The sequence below is a fragment of the Parasynechococcus sp. genome, assembly GCF_042954325.1.
Lineage (GTDB): Bacteria > Cyanobacteriota > Cyanobacteriia > PCC-6307 > Cyanobiaceae > Parasynechococcus.
Genome location: NZ_JBGKDS010000036.1, coordinates 1 through 20,664, shown reverse-complemented (window position 1 = coordinate 20,664; position 20,664 = coordinate 1). Strand labels below are relative to the sequence as shown.

Genomic DNA, 20,664 nt, shown 5'->3' with positions numbered 1-20,664 from the left:
TGGAATGGTGAGGCCTACCTGAGCTACAGCCTCGGCGCTCTGAGCTTCATGAGCTTCATCGCTTCGGCTTACATCTGGTTCAACAACACCGCGTATCCCTCCGAGTTCTGGGGCCCCACCAACGCTGAGGCTTCCCAAGCTCAGAGTTTCACCTTCCTGGTGCGTGACCAGCGCCTCGGCGCCAACATCGGTTCCGCCATGGGCCCCACCGGCCTTGGTAAGTATCTGATGCGCTCACCAACGGGTGAAATCATCTTCGGTGGTGAAACCATGCGCTTCTGGGACTTCCGTGGTCCCTGGCTGGAGCCACTGCGTGGCCCCAACGGTCTCAGCCTCGACAAGCTGCAGAACGACATTCAGCCCTGGCAGGTGCGCCGTGCCGCTGAATACATGACGCACGCCCCCAACGCCTCCCTGAACTCCGTGGGCGGCATCATCACCGAGCCCAACTCGGTGAACTATGTGAACCTCCGCCAGTGGCTGGGTGCAGCGCAGTTCGTGCTCGCCTTCTTCTTCCTGGTTGGTCACCTCTGGCACGCAGGCCGCGCCCGCGCTGCTGCTGCCGGCTTCGAGAAAGGCATCGACCGTCAGGCCGAGCCCGTCCTGGGCATGCCCGACCTCGACTGATCCACGGTTTTCAACCAAGCGATCGTCACTCAACCCCTGCCAATCGGCAGGGGTTTTTTATTGCCCAGCAAACAAAATCAACTGCGGCACGATATCCACTGCATATCCACACGAAAAATCACTGATATCGTGCCGGCACAGGGCGTTTGAGGGCGCGGCAGATCGCTTCGTAATCTTGCCTTCTGCTGTTGACACCCCGGTGAACGACCCCGGATCCAACTCGACCAACTTGGGAGTCAACACCCGGGTGATCCACCACGGTGAAAGCTTCGCCAGGGAAACCGGAACGGTGATGCCACCGATCTTTCCCAGCTCCACCTTTGCCCACGGCAACCCGGGCGGATTCGACTACACCCGCTCAGGCAACCCCAACTTCCGCATCCTCGACAGCGTGCTGGCTTCGTTGGAAGGCTGCGACCACGCCACCGTGTTCGCGTCCGGGGTGAGTGCCATCACCGCCGTTGTCTCCCAGCTGAGCCAGGGAGATCTGGTGCTCTGTGAGGAAAACCTCTATGGCTGCACCGTGCGCCTGTTTGACCAGGTGTTCGCCAAATTCGGACTGCGCACCCAATGGGTGGACTTCACCCAACCCGAAGCACTGGATGCCATCCGCAGCAGTCAGCCAGCGATGGTTTGGCTGGAAAGCCCCACGAATCCACTGCTGAAGGTGATTGATCTGGGCGCCGTCTGCGCTGTGACCAAACCGTTGGGCATCCCTGTGGTGGTGGACAACACCTTTGCCACGGCGTTGGTGCAACGGCCACTCGAACTCGGCGCCACCCTCTCCCTCACCAGCACCACCAAATACATCAACGGCCACTCCGATGCCCTCGGTGGTGCCGTCTGCACCAATGACGCCGATTGGCATCAAAAAATGGTGTTTTCCCAGAAAGCTCTGGGACTGCAACCCTCTCCCTTCGACTGCTGGTTGATCACCCGCGGAATCAAGACGCTGCCGCTGCGGCTCAAGCAACAGATGGCCAATGCCGCGGCCCTCGCCGACCAATTGGCCGATCACCCCAGGGTGAACTGGGTGCGCTACCCGCATCGGCCCGATCATCCACAGAACGCTGTGGCCCGGCACCAAATGGCCGCCGGAGGCGCCATCGTCACCGTGAGCTTCCAAGCCACGCAGGAGCAGACCTATGCCCTTTGCAAGCAGTTGCAGTGGTTCACGATGGCTGAAAGCCTGGGGGGCATTGAAAGCCTGATCTGTCACCCGGCGACCATGACCCATGCCGCTGTGTCTGCAGAAGTGAAGGCCAAGCTGGGCATTGACGATGGCTTGGTGCGCTTCTCCGTGGGCTGTGAAGACCTGACGGATCTGCAGGCCGACCTTCGCCAAGCGCTGGAGTTGCTGGCGTGAGTCCGCGCGACCTGATCACATCACCCTGCTGGCGGGGAGTTGACCTCGGCCATCCACTGCCCGACCACCCCCATGCCGTTTCCGTGGCACTGCCACGCTGGCAGGACGTGATTGCCTACGAGGAGCAGGAGACCAGCTGCCGCCAGGCTCTACGGACGGTGTATCCGCGGTTTGGACAGCACCCCTTGGTGGCTGAACTGAGTCAACGGATCGCACCGGTGGGCGGCAGCGCCTGGCCATTCCCCACCGATGCCGCCGCGCGTGCCGCAGAACAGCATTGCCGCCGCCAAGCCGCTGGGGCCATCACGGAACGCGTGCCATTTGCCGGGCTGACAGTGCTGAGCTGCGATGCCGCGGCCAGCCCCCATGCCAAGGCCTTCTGGCAGCACACCGGCCTTGGGGCAACCTCCCGACAAGCTGCAATCGCCCTTGGCCGGGACGCAGCACCGAGCCAGGACGCAGCCATGGAGGCCCGCACGCTGATTCGGGAACGATTGGCAGCGATCCACCGCTGTGATCCGGCCCTGATCAGCCTGCATCCATCGGGGATGAGCGGTCTGAATGCCGCCCTGCGGGCCATCGACGTCCTGGCCCCCGCGCGACCGACGCTGCAGCTGGGTTTTCCCTATGTGGATGTGCTCAAGCAACCGCAGGTGATCTTTCACGGCGGCGAGCTGCTGCAAACCACTGATCTGAACAGGATCAGCGCGGCACTGGATCAGCTCAACCCCGGAGCCGTGATCGTGGAACTGCCGAGCAATCCGCTGCTCCGCTGCGTCGATCTCCCGGCCATCGCGCAGCTCGCCCACCAGCGCGGCATTCCCTTGATCGCCGACGACACGATCGGAACCGCGATCAACCTGTCGGTCCTGCCCCATGTGGATCTGCTGTTCACCTCGCTGACCAAAAGCTTTGCCGGCAGCGGTGATGTGATGGCGGGAAGTCTGCTGATCAGCCCCGATTCGCCGTGGCATCAGCGGTTGCGTGAGGCCCTCCAACCGTTGGCGGACTTGAGCGATGCCGATGCCATCGCCCTGGAACAAGCCAGCCGGGACGTGCAGCAACGGGTCCCCCAACTCGACGCAAACTGTCTGACCCTGGCGGAGCGTCTGGAGCAGCATCCAGCGATCCGAACCGTCATGCACCCCAAGGACTGCACCAACTTTCAATCCTTGATGCGCCCGGGCGCTGGCTTCGGCTGCCTGCTGTCCTTCGAAGTGCGCGGTGGTGACGCCGAGGCCAAGCAGGTCTACGACAACCTGCAGATCAGCAAAGGGCCAAGCCTGGGCACCAGCTTCAGCCTCGCCTGCCCGTACACGCTGCTGGCGCATTACGACGAACTGGCCTGGGCCGCAGACTGCGGAGTTCCCGCTCACCTGCTGCGGGTGTCCGTCGGTTTGGAAGACCCCGATGACCTCTGGCAACGCTTCGTCAGCGCTCTGGAGCCATGAGCATCTGGTGATCACAGTCTGAACAAGCCCTTAACAACCGGGGAGTTATCGGCCGGATCTCTCTATCTTGTTTTCTTCGGGTCCATCCCTACACCGAAGCGTCATGTCCCGCATTTACGACGACAACAGCCTCGCCATCGGCAATACCCCGCTGGTGAAACTGAACAACGTCACGAAGAACTGCAAGGCCACGGTGCTGGCCAAGATCGAAGGCCGCAATCCCGCCTACAGCGTCAAATGCCGGATCGGCGCCAACATGATCTGGGATGCCGAAAAGAGCGGCAAGCTCACCAAAGACAAGGTGATTGTTGAACCCACCTCGGGCAACACCGGCATCGCCCTGGCTTACACCGCAGCGGCTCGCGGTTACAAGCTGATCCTCACCATGCCCGAGTCGATGTCGATCGAACGGCGACGGGTCATGGCCGTGCTCGGTGCGGAAATCGTGCTGACCGAGGCGGCCAAGGGCATGCCCGGCGCCATCGCCAAAGCCAAGGAGATCGCTGATAGCGATGCCGCCAAGTACTTCATGCCAGGGCAGTTCGATAACCCGGCCAACCCTGAGATCCACGAGAAGACCACCGGTCCCGAAATCTGGAACGACTGCGACGGCGCCATCGACGTGCTGGTGGCAGGCGTCGGCACCGGCGGCACCATCACCGGCGTGTCCCGTTACATCAAGAACGAAGCCGGTAAGGCGATCGAATCCGTTGCTGTGGAGCCCAGCCATAGCCCCGTGATCACCCAGACCATGAACGGTGAAGCGGTGAAGCCCGGTCCCCACAAGATCCAGGGAATCGGTGCTGGCTTCATCCCCAAGAACCTCGATCTGTCCGTGGTCGACAAGGTTGAGCAGGTCACCAACGATGAGTCGATCGCCATGGCTCTGCGTCTGGCCCAGGAAGAAGGCCTGCTGGTGGGCATCTCCTGCGGTGCTGCAGCAGCCGCTGCGATTCGCCTTGCTGAGCAGGATGCCTATGCCGGCAAAACGATTGTCGTCGTGCTGCCCGACCTGGCCGAGCGCTACCTCTCTTCGGTGATGTTTGCCGACGTTCCCACCGGCATCATCGAGCAACCGGTCGCCGTCTGATCCAGATCCAACGCCATCGGCATCAGTCAGCCCCGTGGCAACACGGGGCTTGTTGTTGGCATCACACAGCGATTGGCGCCGCTTCGGGAAGCACGGCTTCCGGGGAAATCCACATGGCATCGCCATAGGAGAAGAAGCGGTACTCGCGTTCGATCGCTTCGGCATAGAGCGCCAGCAGTTTCTCCCGACCGATCAAGGCACTGACCAAGAGCAGCAATGAGCTCTTGGGGAGGTGAAAGTTGGTGAGCAAGCCCTGCACCACCGCAAAGCGATAGCCCGGCTGAATCACGAGGTTCACCGGCCCGGTGAAAGGCTGAAGCACCCCGCCATGGTGCTGGGCGGCCCCTTCGAGGGCTCTCACACTGGTGGTGCCCACGGCAATCACCCGGCCCCGACAACGCTGAATCGCCTCCACCACCACAGCGCTCACCTCAATCCATTCGCTGTGGAGCTCCAGCTGGGTGAGATCTTCAGTCTCGACGGGGCGAAAGGTGCCCAATCCCACGTGCAGGGTGATCCGCGTCAACTGCACACCCTTGCGCTGCAAACCGGCAAGCAGCTCATCACTGAAATGCAATCCCGCCGTCGGTGCAGCGACCGCTCCGGGGCGGTCGGCGTAACGGGTTTGATAGCGCTCAGCATCACTGGGGTCGTGGCGCTCGATGTAGGGCGGCAACGGAACCTCGCCGCACTGGTTCAGCATGCCCTCAATGGTCTCGGCGTCGGTGCAGTCGCTGGGGAATTGCACCACGCGACCACCACTGGCGGAATCCTCGGCCAGCACCGTGAGCTTGATGTCGGTGCCATCAATTGTGAGCTGATCCCCTGGCCGCATCCGTTTCGCCGGTCGGGCCAGACACAACCAGCGGCCATCCCCCCGGGGCTCAAGCACCAGCAATTCCGAGAGGCCACCACCGGAGCGGCGCACCTTGAGACGGGCCTTGAGCACGCGGGTGTCATTGACCACCAGCAGATCTCCAGGCTTGAGCTGATCCAGCAGATCCCAGACTTGACCATGACCAGCGGAGACCGCAGGCGCGGTCAAAGGGGGAACCCTCAGCAGTCGGGCGCTGTGGCGAGGCTCCACCGGAGCCTGAGCGATGCGCTCAGGTGGCAGCGGATAGTCGTAGCTGCTGAGCTGCTGGTCGCGACGATCCTGCACTCCAACTCAGAGCGCCAGGCTCTCCGGACGGTTTTCAATCAGCTCGGCCAGGTCCTTGAGGAAGGCGGCACCATCAGCGCCGTAGACCACGCGGTGGTCGGCGGTGAGGTTCACCTGCATCTGCCGTTTCACGGCAATGGAGCCATCCTTTCCAGCCACCACCGTGGGGCGTGAGGCTGCCACCGCCAGGATCGCGCCGGTGCCGGGCGGAAGGATCGCATCGAAGCGGTCGACCCCGAACATGCCGAGGTTGGAGAGGGTGAAGGTGCCGGTGGAATATTCCTCAGGCTGCAGCTGTTTGCTGCGGGAGCGCTTGACGAGATCCCCCCACTGACGGGACAACTCATAGAGGTCGGTGCGATCGGCCTGGCGCAGCACCGGAGTAATCAGACCGCCGTCTTCCATGGCGACGGCGACGGCAACATTCACATCGGCCGGATAGGTCATGCCTGCAGCGGTGGTCGCGGCATTGACCTGGGGATGACGGGCCAGGGTGACAGCGACAGCCTTGGCCAGCAGGGCCGTCATCGTGACGCCCTTGGGCTTCACCTGCTTGTAGAACGCGTCCAGCTTGTCGGTGGTGATCGTGTAGCCGACGCGGAAACAAGGAACCGCCAGGCTCGCTTCCATATTGCGGTTCACCGCACCCTGCAAGGTGTTGAACGGCACGGTTTCTCCGGGGCGACCGAAGCTGTTGCCCGCCGGTGCGGCAGGGGCAGAAGGAGCTGCCGCCCCATGACCGCCGCCGGCGGGGGCGGTTCCTTCCGCAACGCGAGGAACGGAAATGGGCTGGCCGGTAGCTGTCTGAACGTCTTCAGCCTGAATGCGGCCATGGGGGCCGCTGCCGCGCACGGTGGCCAGATCAACCCCCATCTGGGAGGCGAGCTTCTTGGCCCGAGGGCTGGCAACGACGCGGCCGTCGTTCACCACAGGCGCCGGAGCCGCAGCTGGAATCGGTGCGGGAGTGGCCGCCACAGGAGCAGGAGCGGCCGGGGCGGCGGCCACGGGAGCAGGTGCTTCAGCGGCAGGAGCAGCCGCAGGCGCCGGTGCTGCCGCGGCCGGGGCGGCTGGAGCCTTGGCCTTCGCTTCAGCGATTTCGGCCTCGCTCTCGACGATCAAACCGATGGTTTCGCCAACAGGTGCCGTGCTGCCAGCCGGCATCAGCACAGCAGCCAAATACCCCTCCTGGAAAGACTCGACATCCATGTCGGCTTTGTCGGACTCGACCACCAGGACGGACTCTCCCCGGCCAACCTTGTCCCCAGGCTGCTTCAGCCATTCGACGATCTTGCCCTCCGTCATGGTGGAGCTGAGGGCAGGCATGAAGATGTCGAAGGTCGCCAAAACCGTCTCCGAAGGGCAGATCAGGGGAGTTTACGAGTCAGCTGCAGCGAGGCCTCAGCCCTGCTCGATGGACTGAATCACACCGTCGCGAACCACAATCGCCACCTGCATCGCCTGGACAAGGTTGTCGCCGACCTTGATTTCGCAGCTGCTTTCCAACTGACCCTGTTCGACGATCTGGTCCATCTCCAACTCGCGAACCTGCGCCTGCTGCTGCAGCAGATTGCGCTTCTGCTCCTCGATCTCGGAGCGCTTGGCGGCCACCTGTTGCTGAATCTGTGCCACCTGGTCCTGGACGCGGGGATCCAGAGGATTGGCACTCTGACGACGCACCTCGTCGACCACCTGCTGGCCCTCCTGTTCCAGCTGGGAGAGCTGCTGATCAGCCGTGGCGATGCCATTGCTGATCTCACGCTCCGCTTCTTCCTTCCAGGTTGGCGTCACAACGGCACGCACGGTGATCGGGCGCTTGATCGTCAGTGAGGTGCCGTCGGCCATGTCGATAAAACAGATATCGAAAGGGTCTCAGCCCTGACCGGCCCGGTCAATCACCGGAGAACCGACCACCTGACACGTCCCTGGCCGGATTCAGCGGCCATAGAGCCGCTCGATGGCGGAGGCATCACGGGCGGAGATGCGATCCCGGCGTTGCTTCAAGGTTTGCGTCAACAAGCCGTTGTCGATGCTGAAGGGTTCAACAAGAACCACACCCGCCAGGCGTTCGTCGCCACGGGCCCCGACCCGCTCCTTCAGCAACCGGTTGCATTCACGCATCAGCAGCTTGCAGAGCGCAGGATCCCCCGGAAGGCCACCGAGATCGGCAGCGATCTCCAGACCCTGCTGCGCTGCCCAGGCCACCATGGCCTCCGCCCGGGGCACAACCAACGCCCCCAGCTGACGTTCGTCCTGGCCCACGAGCATGACCTGCTCAATGAACGGGCTCGCCACCAAGGCTTCCTCCAGAGGGCCCGGTTCAATGTTCTCCCCACTACTGAGCACGATCGTGTCCTTGGCGCGACCGGTCAGCGCGACAGATCCATCCGGAAGAACCATGCCGAGATCACCGGTGTCGAACCAGCCAGCGGCATCCAGCACCTTGGCGGAAGCCTCTGGCTTGCCCAGATAGCCCCCCATCACCTGCGGGCCCCGAACCAACACACGGCCGCGTTCACGCAAGCCCAGGGCCGCACCGGTCTCCGGGTCAACAACGCGGAATTCGGTCTCGGGCATTGGCAAACCCGAGCTGCCGCGGATGTTCCGCCAGGGCCGACGGCAACTCACCACCGGACTCGTCTCGGTGAGGCCATAGCCCACCAACAGCTCAATGCCGACGGCCTCGAAAAACGCATCAATGTGGGGCGCGATCGCTCCACCACCGCTGATGGGATAAGCCAACTGACCACCGCTGAGTTGACGGCGCAGGGTGGGCCAGATCAAGGCCGAAGCCAAAGCATGCAGAGGCCAACGCAGGCCAGCCTCGATCCACGCGCTGAATCGTCTTGAGGGCGGTGTCTCCTCCAGCAAGAGGTCACGGGCGATGCGCCAGCAGCGCCGCTGGGCCGCACTGTTGGTGAGTGCAGCGCGCAACAGCCGCTGGCGGGACGGGGGAAAGGTCTTGAGGACGTCCTCGAAACCAGCCTGAACGGATTCCCAGAGCCGCGGAACCGTGGCCATGGCGATCGGTCGCACCCGCGGCAGGTCCTTCTTCAGCTGCTTGATTGTTGTGTAACTCTGCGTGCACCCGCAGGACAGGAAGTAGTAACTGGCACTGCGCTCATAGGCATGCCAGATCGGCAAAACGCTGAGCACGGGTGAACCTGGGGCCGGATAGGCCACACAGGCCAGTGACCACATCTGGTGGAGCAAGTTGCGATGGGTCAAAGGGACCCCCTTCGGCTGCCCGGTGGTGCCGGAGGTGTAAAGGATGGTCGCCACGGCATCCGGGTCAGCGCTGGGCTGAACGGGGGCATGGCCCACTCCCATCGCGAGCAACTGCTCCCATCCGATGACCCCATCGACGGGAGTCCCCTCCAATTGCAGCACCAGGGTCAGCCGCGACCGCTGCTCTGGCGTGAGGGCCAAACGGGTCCACAATTCAGCGTTCTGAACGACCAGCGCCGTCGCGCCAGAGTCCTCAAGGATGTAGCGAAGTTCTTCGACGGGAGCAGAGGCCCCGCGGACCGCGTCCGCAGCGCCCGCCCGCATCAGGCCCTGATCCGCAACCAGCCAGCGCGGACTGTTTTCGGAGAACAGGGCCACCACCGTTCCATCGGTGATGCCATGGGACCGAAACGCCGCCGCCGCCGTGGCGATCCGCTCCGCCAGCTCCCCGAAACTCAGGCGTTCCGGATGCGCGGCATGGGGGGCATCCAAGGCGGTCAGGGTTCCATGCCGGTCGGCCAGGCCAGGCCAGACCGCATCGACCCGTGGCAGCGCCTGAATCGGTGCATGACGCTGCAAAGCATCCTGTTCCCGGGCCGTTGGGGTCCAGCTGGCGGTCATCCGAGCCGTTGCATCAATCCGCTCAGGCGTATCACGGCGACGCGGACCAGACCAGCCCAAAGCGTCGGGCCAGGGCCAGCCGCAGCAGTGGCTGCACCTGCTCCACCGTGAGCCCAGGCAACCAATCACTCAGACGACCCACGCGACGGTCAACCAGACCGCAGGGCGTGACCTGCTCAAATCCCTCCATGGGACAGCTCACATTGAGAGCCAGTCCGTGCTGGGTGATCCAGCGGCGGCAGCCCACCCCAATGGCAGCGACCTTGCGGCCCTCCAGCCACAGCCCGGTCAGACCAGGTAAGCGCTCACCCTGCAGGCCGAGCTCGGCCAGCACATCGATTAAGACCAGCTCAAGTTCCCTCAGATACCAGTGCAGATCAGCTTGGTGGCGGCGTAGGTCCAGAACGGGATAGGCCACCAGCTGACCGGGCACGTGGTGGGTGACCTCACCGCCGCGGTCGATGCGAAACAGGGGCAGCGGCGGCTGCTCTGGATCGAAATGCAGGTGCTCCAGGCTCGCGCCGCGACCCAGGGTGTAACAAGCCGGATGCTGCAACAGCCACACCGCTTCAGGCGCAGATGAATCCTCAAGCAGACGCTGTTGCCACAGCCGCTGGGACTCCCAGGCCTGGTCGAACATCACCGGAGCGGACGGCTCAAAAAGAATTGCGCGTCCGGGGTGGGCTGAACCGCGACCCGTCTCTAGGTTGCCGATAACAACCGGCACAGGAGGAAAGCATGAAGTTGCTGATCCATGGTCGCAATCTCGAGATCACGCCGGCACTGCGGGACTACACGCAAACCAAACTCGAGCGGGCCATTCAGCATTTTGGCGAAACAGTCCGGGAAGCCGATGTGCATCTCTCGGTCGCTCGCAACCCTCGCGTTCCTCAACAAACGGCCGAAGTGACGGTCTTTGCCAATGGCACGGTGATCCGAGCCCAGGAACGCAGTGAAAACCTATACGCCAGCATTGATCTGGCCGCGGGAAAGCTGGCTCGTCAATTGCGGCGCTGGAAGGAACGTCACAGCGATCACCACCACAGCCATGGCCACAGCGCCAGCTTGACCCCCGGCACCGAGGCCGTCAGTGACGACAGCCAGGTGGATGGCTCTCTCGTGGACGGAAAGGAAGCAGCCCTCCCCGATCCAGGGGTCCGACGCAAGTATTTCGCGATGCCCGCGATGTCACTCGAGGATGCCCGTCGTCAGCTCGATTTAATCGACCACGACTTCTATCTGTTCCGCGACAGCGACAGCGGAGAGCTGCAGGTGATCTATCACCGGAACCACGGTGGATACGGTGTGATCCAAGCCCGGGACTGATCCGGGTCCGCTGGACCACTCCCCCCTCAATGGCCGATCACGCCAAAGATCTCCCCGATCTGCCACCTCTGTTGGATCAGGCGATCCTCGATCCACTTTTGCCCAGGGACAGCCTGCTGGAGCTCTGCGATGCAGGACGCCAGCAAGGCGTGCGTGCGATCAGCACCACCCTCATTCAGCTGCCGCTGCTGCGGGATCGGCTGGGCAGCACCGACGGTGGGCCGGTGCTCATTGCCGTGATCGGATTCCCATTCGGTGCGATTCCGGCAACGCTGAAGCACGCTGAAGCGGAGTGGGCTGCCGCCAATGGAGCTCAAGAGCTGGACGTGGTGCCGGATTTCCAAGCCCTCGCCAACAACGAAGCCGGTCGCTTTGCCGAGGAGCTGGCCCTGCTCTGTGATCTGGGGCTGCCCCTGCGGGTGATTCTCGATATGGCTCGCCTGAATGAGGACCAACTGGCCCTGGCCGTGGAGGCCGCCATTGATGCTGGTGCCGTCGGTGTGCAGAGCGGCAATGGCTTCGGGCCCGCCTGTCACCCCGAGCAGATCCGTCAGCTCAAACAGCTGTGCCGCAACCGCTGTGCCATCAAGGCTGCGGGAGGCATTCACCAGCTCGATCTGGTGCTGGATCTTGTCGAGGCCGGTGCTGATCTGCTCGGCACCAGCAGTGCCCCGCAGCTCCTCCATGACCTGCGCCGCCCGGCCGGGTAAATGGCAGAACGGCGCTTGCACGGCCTGGTCCTCAAAGTGGGACCGCTCGGCGAACAGGACCGGCTGCTGAGCCTGCTCAGCGATGCCGAAGGGGTCACCCGTCTGGCCGTCCCGGGGGCGCGGCGACCCAAAAGCAGCCTGGCGGCAGCGGCACCGCTGACGCTGCTGGAGTTGCAAGTCGGAGGCCGCAGCGGGCTGGCCCGGGTGCGACAGCTCAGGGTGCAACGCAGTTTTTCCCGCCTGGGCCGACACCTCGAAACCCTGGCAGCGGCCCAGGCTCTCTGCGACCTCTGCCTGCAACTGGCGGCGAATGATCCGATCGAAGGCCTGCTCGCCACGGTGCTTCTGCACCTGGAACGGCTCGAACAGCTCGGTGACGACAGAACCCTCGTCCTTGCCTCAACGGTTCAAGCCACGGTGCATCTGCTCACGCTCGGCGGCTACGGGCTTCCCTGGCAAACCTGTTGTCTGAGCGGAGTCCCGCTCGAGCCACCGCTCGGGCAATGGGACTGGCGCTGCAGTCTGCTGCCGGAGGACGGCTTTGCGATCGACAACCAACCTGGAGCCGCGATCACGCTCAACCCCTCTGAACTCGCGCTGCTGCAGCGGCTCACCAGAGCAGATCTCCCTCGCAAACAAACGGGGGAACTCATGGGCCCGGAACCGGTCTGGCTCAGGCTTCTTGCCGTCGTGGAGATTTGGATCCGGACTCACCTGTCCCGACGAAGTCGAGCCCTGGCCATGCTCCGCGAAACCGTTCTGACGGCAGCTTGAGCCATCATGGCCGCGACGCGGAATGGTTTTTGAGCGGTCCGAGCCTGACAACCCCAGAACCCGCGCTTCCAACCGGAAGCAATCCAGAGGGAGGCCGTGGCCTTCAAGAGGTCCTGCGGCTGACCAACTTCCGCAAACTCTGGATCGGCCAGATCTTTTCCCAACTGGCCGACAAGTTCTACATCGTGCTGATGGTCTTCCTGATCGATCAGCACCTGATGCTCACGGGCCAGGGCAGCGGTGCCTTAGCCGACGTGGCGTCAGCCATTCGCATGGACATCAGCACCCGCACCCAGGTGATCACCCTGCTGGCCACGGGAATCTTTGTGGCCAACACCATCCCAGCGATGGCCCTGGGCATGGTCGCTGGTGTGTGGGCGGACCGTTGGCCCAAACGTCGGGTGATGGTGGCGTCCAATGCCCTGCGGGCGTTGTTGGTGCTGTTCGCACCGATCTTCCTGCTGCCCGGTCCCCTTTGGTTTGGGCTGCCCTGGGGCTACTGGGGTCTGATCGGCATGACATTCCTGGAGTCGATCCTGACCCAGTTTTTTGCCCCATCCGAGCAAGCGACGATTCCTCTGGTGGTGCCCGGAGAACATCTGCTCGCGGCTAACTCGCTCTATCAAGCGACAAGCATGGGGGCAACGATCGTTGGTTTCGCACTGGGCGAGCCGATTCTCCGCGGCCTGCATCACCTGCTGGCCGCCATCGGCATCAATGGTGGCGAGTTCCTATTGCTGCCGGCCTGTTACGGGCTCGCCGCCCTCAGCCTGGTGACACTGCGGCTGAAGGAAACCGTGCGTCCACCCTCGACGGCTTCGATCTGGTCCGAAATCGGCGAAGGACTTCAGGTGCTGAAGCAGGTCCCCAGCGTCCGCGGCGCCATGATTCATCTGGTCATGCTGTACAGCCTATTGGCGGCGCTCTACGTGCTGGCCCTCCAGCTGGCGGCACTGATTAAAAGTCTCGGGCCATCTGGATTTGGAGCCCTGTTGGCCATGACCGGGGCTGGAATGGCCATCGGCGCCGTGGCCATCGCCCAACTCGGCCACCGCTTCAGCCGCCGGCGCCTCACCGCCACAGGGCTCGGCACGATCACCTGGACCCTGGTGCTGCTCAGTCAACTGCGCGGATCTTTGGGCTTCACCTTGACCCTTTGCGGAATTTTGGGAATGGGAGCCGCTCTGGTCGCGATCCCGGCCCAGACCACCATTCAGGAAGACACGCCCGAAACCGAACGGGGCCGGGTGTTCGGACTGCAGAACAACCTGATCAACATTGCCCTGAGCCTGCCCCTGGTGATGGCGGGAACCCTGGTCAGTCGGTTTGGTCTTCAGCCGGTGCTGTTCCTTCTGGCCGGATTGGCGCTGCTCGCCGCTGTGATCGAGAAACCCTGGCAACGCTGCTAGCTTTTCACTCCGCCTGATGGGGCTTTCGAACGTTTGGCGCAAATCGCCTGGTTAGGAAAGAAGTCACCGTTCTGCGGGAATGTGTCCTATGGGCTAACGACCACCGAACTGTTGCGGGAGCGTGGGCACCAGACCCACTTCATTCACTTCGACAATCCCCGCAGTCCCGAGCGCAGCACCACCTCGCTGCTGGCGAATGATCCGGACGTCAGCCTGCCGTACCTGGTCAAATCGCAGGTGTACACGATTCCTTCGCCGGGTGCACAGCGCGAACTGAGGGATTCGCTCGAACGGATTCGCCCGGACGTCGTCCACGCCAGCCTCACGCTGTCGCCCCTGGATTTCAGGCTGCCGGACCTGTGCCAACAGCTCAAGGTGCCCCTGGTGGCCACCTTCCATCCCCCCTTCGATGCCGGCCTACGCAACCTCACCGCCGGCACCCAGCAACTCACCTATCAGCTCTACGCGCCGGCCCTGGCTCGCTACGACCGGGTCATCGTCTTCTCGCAGCTTCAGGCCGACGTGCTGGTGCGCCTCGGGGTCCCGAGGGATCGCCTGGCGGTGATCCCCAACGGTGTCGACCAAACACGCTGGACACCTCCGACCCCTGGCAACGAAACCCTGCTGAACAAGCAGGTGCGCCAGCGGGTGGGCAGCGACCGGGTGTTCCTGTACATGGGACGCATCGCCACGGAGAAAAACGTGGAAGCTCTGCTGCGGGCCTGGAGGCTGGTGCAACCGCATGGATGTCGACTGGTGATCGTCGGCGATGGACCGCTCTGCTCGACGCTTCAGAACAGTTTCAGCGCTGAGGACGTGCTCTGGTGGGGCCACGAGCCGGATCTGGCAACCCGGGTCGCCCTGCTTCAGTGCGCCGAGGTGTTCGTGCTGCCAAGCCTGGTGGAAGGTCTCTCCCTGGCCTTGCTCGAGGCCATGGCCTGTGGGGCCGCTTGCGTGGCCACCGACGCAGGCGCCGACGGAGAAGTCTTGGCGGGAGGTGCTGGCATCGTGCTGAGCACCCAGGGGGTCACCACCCAACTGCGGACACTCCTGCCGGTGCTGCGGGATCAACCGGTCCTGACCGCCGAGCTGGGACGACGGGCCCGGGAACGGGTGATGGAGCGCTACACGATTGAGCGCAACATCGATGCCATTGAGCGTCTGTACGGCGAATTGGTCACACCTGATCGGATCGCCGCCTGAACTCAGGCCAGCTCCCGACTGCGTTCGGCCGCCGCAACCACCGCTTCGATCATCGCGGAGCGGACGCCCCCGCGTTCCAGCTGCCGCAACCCAGCAATGGTGGTTCCCCCGGGGGAACTGACCATGTCCTTGAGGACACCTGGATGCAAGCAGCGTTGGTGCAGCAGCTCAGCGGTACCCGCCAGGGTGCGGTGCGCCAGATGGTGGGCCAAGTCGCGGGGAAGCCCAGCGGCAACAGCACCATCCGACATCGCTTCCGCCACCAAGGCGATGAAGGCTGGCCCCGATGAGGTCAGGGCCAGGAAGGCATCGAGTTTGTCTTCCGGAAGCTCAAGCACCTCGCCAACGCTGGCAAACAGGGTCTTGACCTGCGCCTGTTGCTGCTCAGACACACCCTGGCCCCAGGCCAAAGCCGTCAGGCCGGCACCGACCAGCGCTGGAGTGTTCGGAACGGCCCGGATGCAGCGATGGCCAGGAAACAGCCGCTGCAACCGCTCCAGGGTCACACCGGCCAGGACCGAGATCAACAGAGGCGTGTGCTCAACCTCGGGGGCGGCTGCCGCCACGGCAGCCAATTGCTGCGGCTTGACTGCCAAGAGCTGCAGTGGCGCTTGCCAAACCAGCTCGGAGCCAGCAGACCCATTGAGAAAGGAACGAACCTGAGCAGGCCAATGGGCCTGCAACTCCTCCAAGGAAGCCGGTCTGGCGACGGTGGCAGCCAGAGCCTCAGCGGGCAACTCGCCGCTTTCGATCAGGGGCCAAACCAACGCCTTGGCCATCCGGCCAAGGCCGATCACACCAACGTCTGGACGCAACAACCCTGAAGTGTTGGGTACGGAGGAGTCGCTCAAAATCAGAGCGCTTCAGATCCCCAAGCAGGGGACGGAGCAGAGGACTCGGATTCCGCGAGGTCGGGCTCACGAGACACCACGGTGGGGGACGACGCCTCCTCGTGGTTGGTGTTGGTCACGGTGACGCAGCTGGGGGCGAAGAGGAAGATGCTCTCGCCGACACGTTCCTGGTGGCCATCGATGGCGAAGGTGCCACCGGCCACGAAATCAACGGCGCGCTGAGCCTGATCCGGCTCCATCATCGTCAGATTCAAGATGACGGTCTTGCGCTCACGAAGGGCCTGAATGGCCTGGGGCATCTCATCGAAGCTGCGGGGCTCCATCAGATTCACTTCAGCGGCGGCTGAACTGATTCCGGGCATGCCGATCACGTTGGAGCTTCCGAGCTCGTCACTCAGATCGAAGGGGTTGCTGTCGCCCAGGGTGGCCAAAGCACCACCGTCGGAACGGCCCGTGTGCTGAAGGGGCTCGGCGTGATCGTCGTCGTAGGCGAGATCGTCGAGATCACCATCGAGGTAGTCGTCACCAGCGACGACAGCACGAAGACGGGAAATCAGCGACACCTTGAAAACCTCTCTAACGGAGACGGGAAGATTCGGGGATGGAACCGACGTCGATCGGGATCCCTGTCCATGGATAACGTTTCATCCAAGGAGCGGCAAGTCAATCGGCAGAGGCCGGATGCAATCGCGTCCCGAACAGCACCGATCCCAGGCGCAACCAGGTCGCACCAGCGCAGGCAGCCTGGCGCCAGTCGCCGCTCATGCCCATCGAGCACTCCGGCAGGCCCAAACGATCCGCAAGGGCCCGACACTCCTCGAACAGGCTCAGACGGCCCTCCAAGGGCAGGTCCTGGGGAGCCATGGTCATCAACCCCACAAACGAAACGCTGGGCAGGGTCTGAAGAGAGGTCCAGGCCTGCTCGAGTGCCGTGACGCTCCAACCGCCTTTGTTGGGGTCCTCACGCAATTTGACCTGAAGGAGCAACTCCGGACGACGGTTCTCCTCCTCTGCGATTCGCGCAATGCGTTCCGCCAGGGCCAGGGAGTCGACGGAATGGATCACGGAAAACGCACGCACCACCCCTCGCACCTTGTTGCTCTGCAAGCGGCCGATGTAATGCCACCGCAAAGCCAGATCCCCAAGGAGCTCCTGCTTGGGGAGTGCCTCCTGGAGGCGGCTTTCCCCGAAATCAACCTGGCCAAAGCCCGCCAGGGTCCGGATCGACTCGGCCGGATGGCCTTTGCTGACAGCAAGCAGCTTGGACCCCGGGGGCCAATCAGCCCGCAGCTGTTGCCAGCGTTGCTCCAGCGACGCCGTCATCACAGTCAGATGAAGGTCTGATCAAACAACTGTCGCCAACCCTCGAGGTCAGGAGATTGATCCCTGCGGCAGCGGCTGAGGTGGACATCGGCATGGTGACGGGCGTCCTGATAGGGAATCACCTCAAACTGAGCGCCCCTGGGTTGAAGGGTGACCAGAAAAAACATGCGCTGGGCATACAGCGTGGCGTACACATCCCGCCCCTCACCGGCAGGCGCCACCAAATAGAGCATGCCAAAAGTGGGGTGGTTGAGATAACGCTCGGCACTCATGCCTCAGCATGCAATCAATAGGCACCGTACTTGCCGCGCATTCCCACCATCACCACCAGAACAACGCTGGTGATTCCATTTAGCCAAGGAGCGACATGTGGCTGGCCGGATGCGAAGCGAAACTCCCCCGGTGGAAGAACACGCCCACCCCGAGCCACCAACGCATCAGCCCCCTGTTCGGCCCGCAGCAGAATGTTGGCCAGCAGCCGTTCGCCCACGGACAGGATCAGGCCGAAGGCCGCTTTGAAGCCGAGCCGGCGCAGGGAGACAGCACGACTCACCAGCGACCGCAGAAGATTCTGAAGCTCCTCCTGGACCAGCGGGAGAAAACGCAGGGCCAACAGCAGTTGGAAACTCAGCCGATCCACCGGAACACCGAGCCGACGGAGGGGGGACAGCAACCAGCTGAGAGCCCACACCAAATCTTCCGGAGGCGTGGTGATCAGCACCAAGTTCACGCTGTGGATCACCGTAAAAATCAGCGTGGATGTGCGTAAGCCCAGCAGGGCAGACGCCCGATCAATCACCAACGGCCCCAGACTCAGCGATCCGAGTGACACCGGTCCGAGGCGCAGCAGATCCCAACTCGGCGTCTCGAAGGTGAGATCCGGCAATTCCGCAGGATCACGCAGCGAAAACGCCATGGGTGGATCCACGGCAGGCAAGAGCAGGGACAGCAGGCCAACCGTGATCGACAGCAGGATCAGCACGGCACAGGAGCGCCACCAAACGCGGGCCGGCAGACCACTGAGCAGCGTCACCACCAGCAAACCGACCACCAGTCCGGTGCGCCAGATCGGACCGGCCAGAACAGGACTCAGCAGAAACAACAGCGACCAGCCGACCTTGAGGCGGGGATCAATGCGCCGCAGCCATCCCTCGGGGCCATCGACGTACTGGCCCATCGGAATCTGTCGCAACCAGTCCATGAATCAGGACTGACGGCTTTGCTGACGGGCGAGGTCCCGTTCGGCATCGCGCTGTTGTTTGCCACGCCAGAACAATTTCAACGGGGTGCCGTCAAAGCCAAGTCCCTCACGGATGTGCCGCTCCACATAGCGGCGATAGGTGTCGCCAAACAGCTTGGGATCATTCACGAACAGCGTGAAGCTCGGCGGCCTGCTGGCCACCTGAGTGCCGTAGTACAGCCGCCCCTGACGACCACCGCGGGTGGTCGGTGGGCTGCGCCAGCTCAACGCCTCCTTCAGAACTTCATTGACCACGGAGGTGGTCACCCGACGACGGTGCTGCTCCACTGCCAGAGCCGCCAACGCAAAAATGCTGTCCACGCGCTGACCGGTGAGCGCCGACGTGAACAGCATCGGAGCCCAGTCAAGGAAATAGAGCTTGGCCCGTAGCTCCTTTTCCATGGCCGTCATGGTGTGGCTGTCTTTCTCAACGGCATCCCATTTGTTTACCACCACCACACAGGCGCGTCCGTCTTCTTCAATCCGACCCGCCAGGCGTTGATCCTGCTCCGTGACGCCATCGAGGGCGTCGATCACCAGCACACACACATCACTGCGCTCGATGGCCTTGAAACTACGGTTGATGCCGAAAAATTCAGGGCCGTAATTCACGCTGCGGCGGCGTCGAATTCCAGCGGTGTCCACCAGGCGCCAGGGCCTGTTTTCGCGCACGATGCTGGTGTCAATCGTGTCTCGGGTGGTGCCGCGAATCGGGCTGACGATGGCCCGTTGCTCACCGCAGATGGCATTCAGCAGGCTGGACTTACCAACATTGGGACGGCCAATGATGGCCATTTGAATCGGTTCTTCCTCGTCTCCTTCCTGATCCTTCGGTGGAAGGAACGTGAGCACCTGATCCAGCAATTCACCGGTTCCGGCGCCATGAATGGCCGAGATCGGATACGGCTCACCCAAGCCGAGGCTCCAGAACTCCGCGGCCATCGCCAGACCTTGCTCCGGCGACTCACACTTGTTCACCGCCAGCAACGTCGGACAGGCGTGGGTGCGCAGGAACTCGGCAATCGACTCATCCGCTGCCGTCAGCCCCTGCTGTCCATCGACGATCACCAGAGCAACGCTGGCCTCCTCCAACGCAAGCCCCGCTTGCTCACGGATTTCGGGCAGAAATTCACTGTCGTCGTCAAAGACCAGGCCCCCGGTGTCGACCACCTTGAATTCCCGATCGCCCCAATAGCCGTCCTGGTAGGTGCGATCACGCGTCACACCGGGTTCGTCGTGCACAATCGCCTCACGACTGCGACAGAGACGATTAACCAACGTGGATTTGCCGACGTTGGGGCGCCCGATGATCGCGACAACAGGACGCGCCAAGGCAGAGATCCAAGCAATCTTTGACCATACAGAGCCAAGAAACCGCAAACATTCCTGCTGAGACTCAAGCGTCTCAACCGCGACAGCTAGTTCAAGGAGATCCAGCGACTGCTGCCAGAGCATGCTTGAACTCATTGCGAGCCTCGTGGTCGACCTCTCCGACCAAAAGCTCACCGTCCTTGACAGCAACCAGCAGGTGGTCCGGGTCATTCCCGTGAGCACCGGCAAAGCCTCAACACCCACACCGATCGGCCAGAGCCAGGTCTTCACCAAATACCGCTCGACGACGATGGTCGGGAGGACCTACACCGTCCCGGCGGTTCCTTACACGATGTGCGTCACGGCCAATGAGGCCATCTGCCTCCATGCCGCCCCTTGGCAGGAACAAGCAGGACAACCCTTTGGGGTTCCCCGCAGCCATGGCTGCGTGCGGATGCCGACGGAGGATGCCCGCTGGTTGTTCCACAACACCCGGCGGGGAACACCGATCACCATCCAAGCCTGATCCAGTCAGCCGACGGGGCGATCTCCTGGATGTCCTTTGACAGGGTCCTCTGGCACCGGCAATTCCGGCGCCAGAGGACCCTGTTCCGCGAGGGGCTCTCCACGCTGGGCCAACCAGGCCAACAACCAACTCACCGCCGTGGCTCGTCGAGTGCGACGGGGATACAGCTCTCCGATCCGATAGCCGCTGAATCCGAGCTGCTCCTTGAGAAGCTGCTTGTACTGCTTAGGGATCGAACGGGTCAAGCGAACGGATGCCGGACGTTCAGCGATGATTTGAGGCGGCTCCGGAAACGCCTCGAGCCATTCGGCGGCACAGCCCGAACCAGGAGCCCAGACCCGCGATGGACCATCCAGGAGCTCATAGCCCAGTCGCTCCCAGACCAACTCGCACACAGCCTGATCACTGCAGCGATCAGCAAGGATTTGTTCAAGCAGCGAACGACTTAA

21 protein-coding genes and 1 pseudogene are annotated in these 20,664 nt (G+C 63.0%); 10 read left to right on the top strand and 12 right to left on the bottom strand.

Annotated elements, in window-relative coordinates:
- The 4 genes and pseudogenes from ACGVKB_RS05590 to cysK form a co-directional block, all read left to right on the top strand.
- Positions 1-627 (top strand): annotated as a pseudogene (locus ACGVKB_RS05590) (Photosystem II reaction center protein); the annotation flags it as partial.
- A 199-nt stretch (positions 628-826) separates the two neighbouring features.
- Positions 827-1,993, top strand: a complete 1,167-nt coding sequence (locus ACGVKB_RS05585) for a trans-sulfuration enzyme family protein (protein WP_392350288.1) — start codon at positions 827-829, stop codon at positions 1,991-1,993.
- The gene (locus tag ACGVKB_RS05580) at positions 1,990-3,444 is read left to right on the top strand and encodes a PLP-dependent transferase (protein WP_392350285.1); all 1,455 of its coding nucleotides are present in this window, start codon (positions 1,990-1,992) and stop codon (positions 3,442-3,444) included. Before ACGVKB_RS05585 ends, ACGVKB_RS05580 begins: the two co-directional genes overlap by 4 nt.
- A gap of 103 nt (positions 3,445-3,547) precedes the next feature.
- Positions 3,548-4,534 carry a cysteine synthase A gene (cysK, locus tag ACGVKB_RS05575; protein WP_392350284.1) on the top strand — a complete coding sequence of 329 codons (987 nt, stop codon included), beginning with the start codon at positions 3,548-3,550 and terminating at the stop codon, positions 4,532-4,534.
- A gap of 61 nt (positions 4,535-4,595) precedes the next feature.
- On the opposite strand, the gene queA is transcribed toward cysK, so the two are convergent.
- The 5 genes from queA to lipB all read right to left on the bottom strand — a co-directional run bounded on the left by queA (position 4,596) and on the right by lipB (position 10,269).
- A complete protein-coding gene (gene queA / locus ACGVKB_RS05570; protein WP_392350283.1) occupies positions 4,596-5,696 on the bottom strand; it encodes a tRNA preQ1(34) S-adenosylmethionine ribosyltransferase-isomerase QueA in 1,101 nt (366 codons plus the stop codon).
- A 6-nt stretch (positions 5,697-5,702) separates the two neighbouring features.
- Positions 5,703-7,040 (bottom strand): dihydrolipoamide acetyltransferase family protein, encoded by a 1,338-nt coding sequence (locus tag ACGVKB_RS05565; protein WP_392350282.1) that lies wholly within the window; start codon positions 7,038-7,040, stop codon positions 5,703-5,705.
- A 54-nt stretch (positions 7,041-7,094) separates the two neighbouring features.
- Complete coding sequence (locus ACGVKB_RS05560; protein WP_392350281.1) at positions 7,095-7,538, bottom strand: YlqD family protein; 444 nt, start codon at positions 7,536-7,538, stop codon at positions 7,095-7,097.
- A 90-nt stretch (positions 7,539-7,628) separates the two neighbouring features.
- Positions 7,629-9,542 carry an AMP-binding protein gene (locus ACGVKB_RS05555; RefSeq protein WP_392350280.1) on the bottom strand — a complete coding sequence of 638 codons (1,914 nt, stop codon included), beginning with the start codon at positions 9,540-9,542 and terminating at the stop codon, positions 7,629-7,631.
- A 31-nt stretch (positions 9,543-9,573) separates the two neighbouring features.
- The gene (gene lipB, locus ACGVKB_RS05550; RefSeq protein ID WP_392350279.1) at positions 9,574-10,269 is read right to left on the bottom strand and encodes a lipoyl(octanoyl) transferase LipB; all 696 of its coding nucleotides are present in this window, start codon (positions 10,267-10,269) and stop codon (positions 9,574-9,576) included.
- 11 nt (positions 10,270-10,280) lie between these two features.
- Between lipB and hpf the strand changes: the two genes are divergently transcribed.
- From hpf to ACGVKB_RS05525, 5 genes are read left to right on the top strand one after another with little or no spacing between them, the layout of a single operon-like run.
- Complete coding sequence (gene hpf / locus ACGVKB_RS05545; protein WP_392350278.1) at positions 10,281-10,868, top strand: ribosome hibernation-promoting factor, HPF/YfiA family; 588 nt, start codon at positions 10,281-10,283, stop codon at positions 10,866-10,868.
- 29 nt (positions 10,869-10,897) lie between these two features.
- Positions 10,898-11,578: a 2-deoxyribose-5-phosphate aldolase gene (locus ACGVKB_RS05540; RefSeq protein WP_392350277.1), complete on the top strand. Its 681-nt coding sequence runs from the start codon at positions 10,898-10,900 to the stop codon at positions 11,576-11,578.
- Positions 11,579-12,352: a DNA repair protein RecO gene (locus tag ACGVKB_RS05535; RefSeq protein WP_392350276.1), complete on the top strand. Its 774-nt coding sequence runs from the start codon at positions 11,579-11,581 to the stop codon at positions 12,350-12,352.
- A 29-nt stretch (positions 12,353-12,381) separates the two neighbouring features.
- Positions 12,382-13,761, top strand: a complete 1,380-nt coding sequence (locus ACGVKB_RS05530; RefSeq protein WP_392350287.1) for an MFS transporter — start codon at positions 12,382-12,384, stop codon at positions 13,759-13,761.
- 33 nt (positions 13,762-13,794) lie between these two features.
- The gene (locus ACGVKB_RS05525) at positions 13,795-14,964 is read left to right on the top strand and encodes a glycosyltransferase family 4 protein (protein WP_392350275.1); all 1,170 of its coding nucleotides are present in this window, start codon (positions 13,795-13,797) and stop codon (positions 14,962-14,964) included.
- Positions 14,965-14,966: 2 nt separating this feature from the next.
- Here ACGVKB_RS05525 and proC read toward each other — a convergent pair whose 3' ends face one another.
- The 6 genes from proC to der form a co-directional block, all read right to left on the bottom strand.
- Positions 14,967-15,743: a pyrroline-5-carboxylate reductase gene (proC, locus tag ACGVKB_RS05520; RefSeq protein ID WP_392350286.1), complete on the bottom strand. Its 777-nt coding sequence runs from the start codon at positions 15,741-15,743 to the stop codon at positions 14,967-14,969.
- A 74-nt stretch (positions 15,744-15,817) separates the two neighbouring features.
- A complete protein-coding gene (locus ACGVKB_RS05515; protein ID WP_392350274.1) occupies positions 15,818-16,378 on the bottom strand; it encodes a cell division protein SepF in 561 nt (186 codons plus the stop codon).
- A 100-nt stretch (positions 16,379-16,478) separates the two neighbouring features.
- Positions 16,479-17,138 carry a YggS family pyridoxal phosphate-dependent enzyme gene (locus tag ACGVKB_RS05510; protein ID WP_392350273.1) on the bottom strand — a complete coding sequence of 220 codons (660 nt, stop codon included), beginning with the start codon at positions 17,136-17,138 and terminating at the stop codon, positions 16,479-16,481.
- A 5-nt stretch (positions 17,139-17,143) separates the two neighbouring features.
- Entirely contained in the window at positions 17,144-17,410 is a 267-nt protein-coding gene (locus ACGVKB_RS05505) for a PipX family protein (RefSeq protein WP_392350272.1), read from the bottom strand.
- A 14-nt stretch (positions 17,411-17,424) separates the two neighbouring features.
- Complete coding sequence (locus ACGVKB_RS05500; protein WP_392350271.1) at positions 17,425-18,339, bottom strand: energy-coupling factor transporter transmembrane component T family protein; 915 nt, start codon at positions 18,337-18,339, stop codon at positions 17,425-17,427.
- Between the two features lie 3 nt (positions 18,340-18,342).
- Positions 18,343-19,710, bottom strand: coding sequence for a ribosome biogenesis GTPase Der (der, locus tag ACGVKB_RS05495; protein ID WP_392350270.1), 1,368 nt, complete (start codon positions 19,708-19,710; stop codon positions 18,343-18,345).
- A gap of 121 nt (positions 19,711-19,831) precedes the next feature.
- Between der and ACGVKB_RS05490 the strand changes: the two genes are divergently transcribed.
- Positions 19,832-20,215 carry a L,D-transpeptidase gene (locus ACGVKB_RS05490; RefSeq protein ID WP_392350269.1) on the top strand — a complete coding sequence of 128 codons (384 nt, stop codon included), beginning with the start codon at positions 19,832-19,834 and terminating at the stop codon, positions 20,213-20,215.
- A 5-nt stretch (positions 20,216-20,220) separates the two neighbouring features.
- Here ACGVKB_RS05490 and ACGVKB_RS05485 read toward each other — a convergent pair.
- A partial coding sequence (locus ACGVKB_RS05485) for a DUF1823 family protein (RefSeq protein ID WP_392350268.1) occupies positions 20,221-20,664 on the bottom strand: 444 nt, incomplete at its 5' end.

What these genes read in the sequence shown, in the direction of transcription:
- ACGVKB_RS05555 (WP_392350280.1), bottom strand. Translation starts at nt 9,542, where the DNA reads ATGACCGCCAGCTGGACCCCAACGGCCCGGGAACAGGATGCTTTGCAG.
- hpf (WP_392350278.1), top strand. Translation starts at nt 10,281, where the DNA reads ATGAAGTTGCTGATCCATGGTCGCAATCTCGAGATCACGCCGGCACTG.
- ACGVKB_RS05505 (WP_392350272.1), bottom strand. Translation starts at nt 17,410, where the DNA reads ATGAGTGCCGAGCGTTATCTCAACCACCCCACTTTTGGCATGCTCTAT.
- cysK (WP_392350284.1), top strand. Translation starts at nt 3,548, where the DNA reads ATGTCCCGCATTTACGACGACAACAGCCTCGCCATCGGCAATACCCCG.
- ACGVKB_RS05490 (WP_392350269.1), top strand. Translation starts at nt 19,832, where the DNA reads ATGCTTGAACTCATTGCGAGCCTCGTGGTCGACCTCTCCGACCAAAAG.
- ACGVKB_RS05540 (WP_392350277.1), top strand. Translation starts at nt 10,898, where the DNA reads ATGGCCGATCACGCCAAAGATCTCCCCGATCTGCCACCTCTGTTGGAT.
- ACGVKB_RS05510 (WP_392350273.1), bottom strand. Translation starts at nt 17,138, where the DNA reads ATGACGGCGTCGCTGGAGCAACGCTGGCAACAGCTGCGGGCTGATTGG.
- ACGVKB_RS05535 (WP_392350276.1), top strand. Translation starts at nt 11,579, where the DNA reads ATGGCAGAACGGCGCTTGCACGGCCTGGTCCTCAAAGTGGGACCGCTC.
- proC (WP_392350286.1), bottom strand. Translation starts at nt 15,743, where the DNA reads ATGGCCAAGGCGTTGGTTTGGCCCCTGATCGAAAGCGGCGAGTTGCCC.
- ACGVKB_RS05500 (WP_392350271.1), bottom strand. Translation starts at nt 18,339, where the DNA reads ATGGACTGGTTGCGACAGATTCCGATGGGCCAGTACGTCGATGGCCCC.
- ACGVKB_RS05560 (WP_392350281.1), bottom strand. Translation starts at nt 7,538, where the DNA reads ATGGCCGACGGCACCTCACTGACGATCAAGCGCCCGATCACCGTGCGT.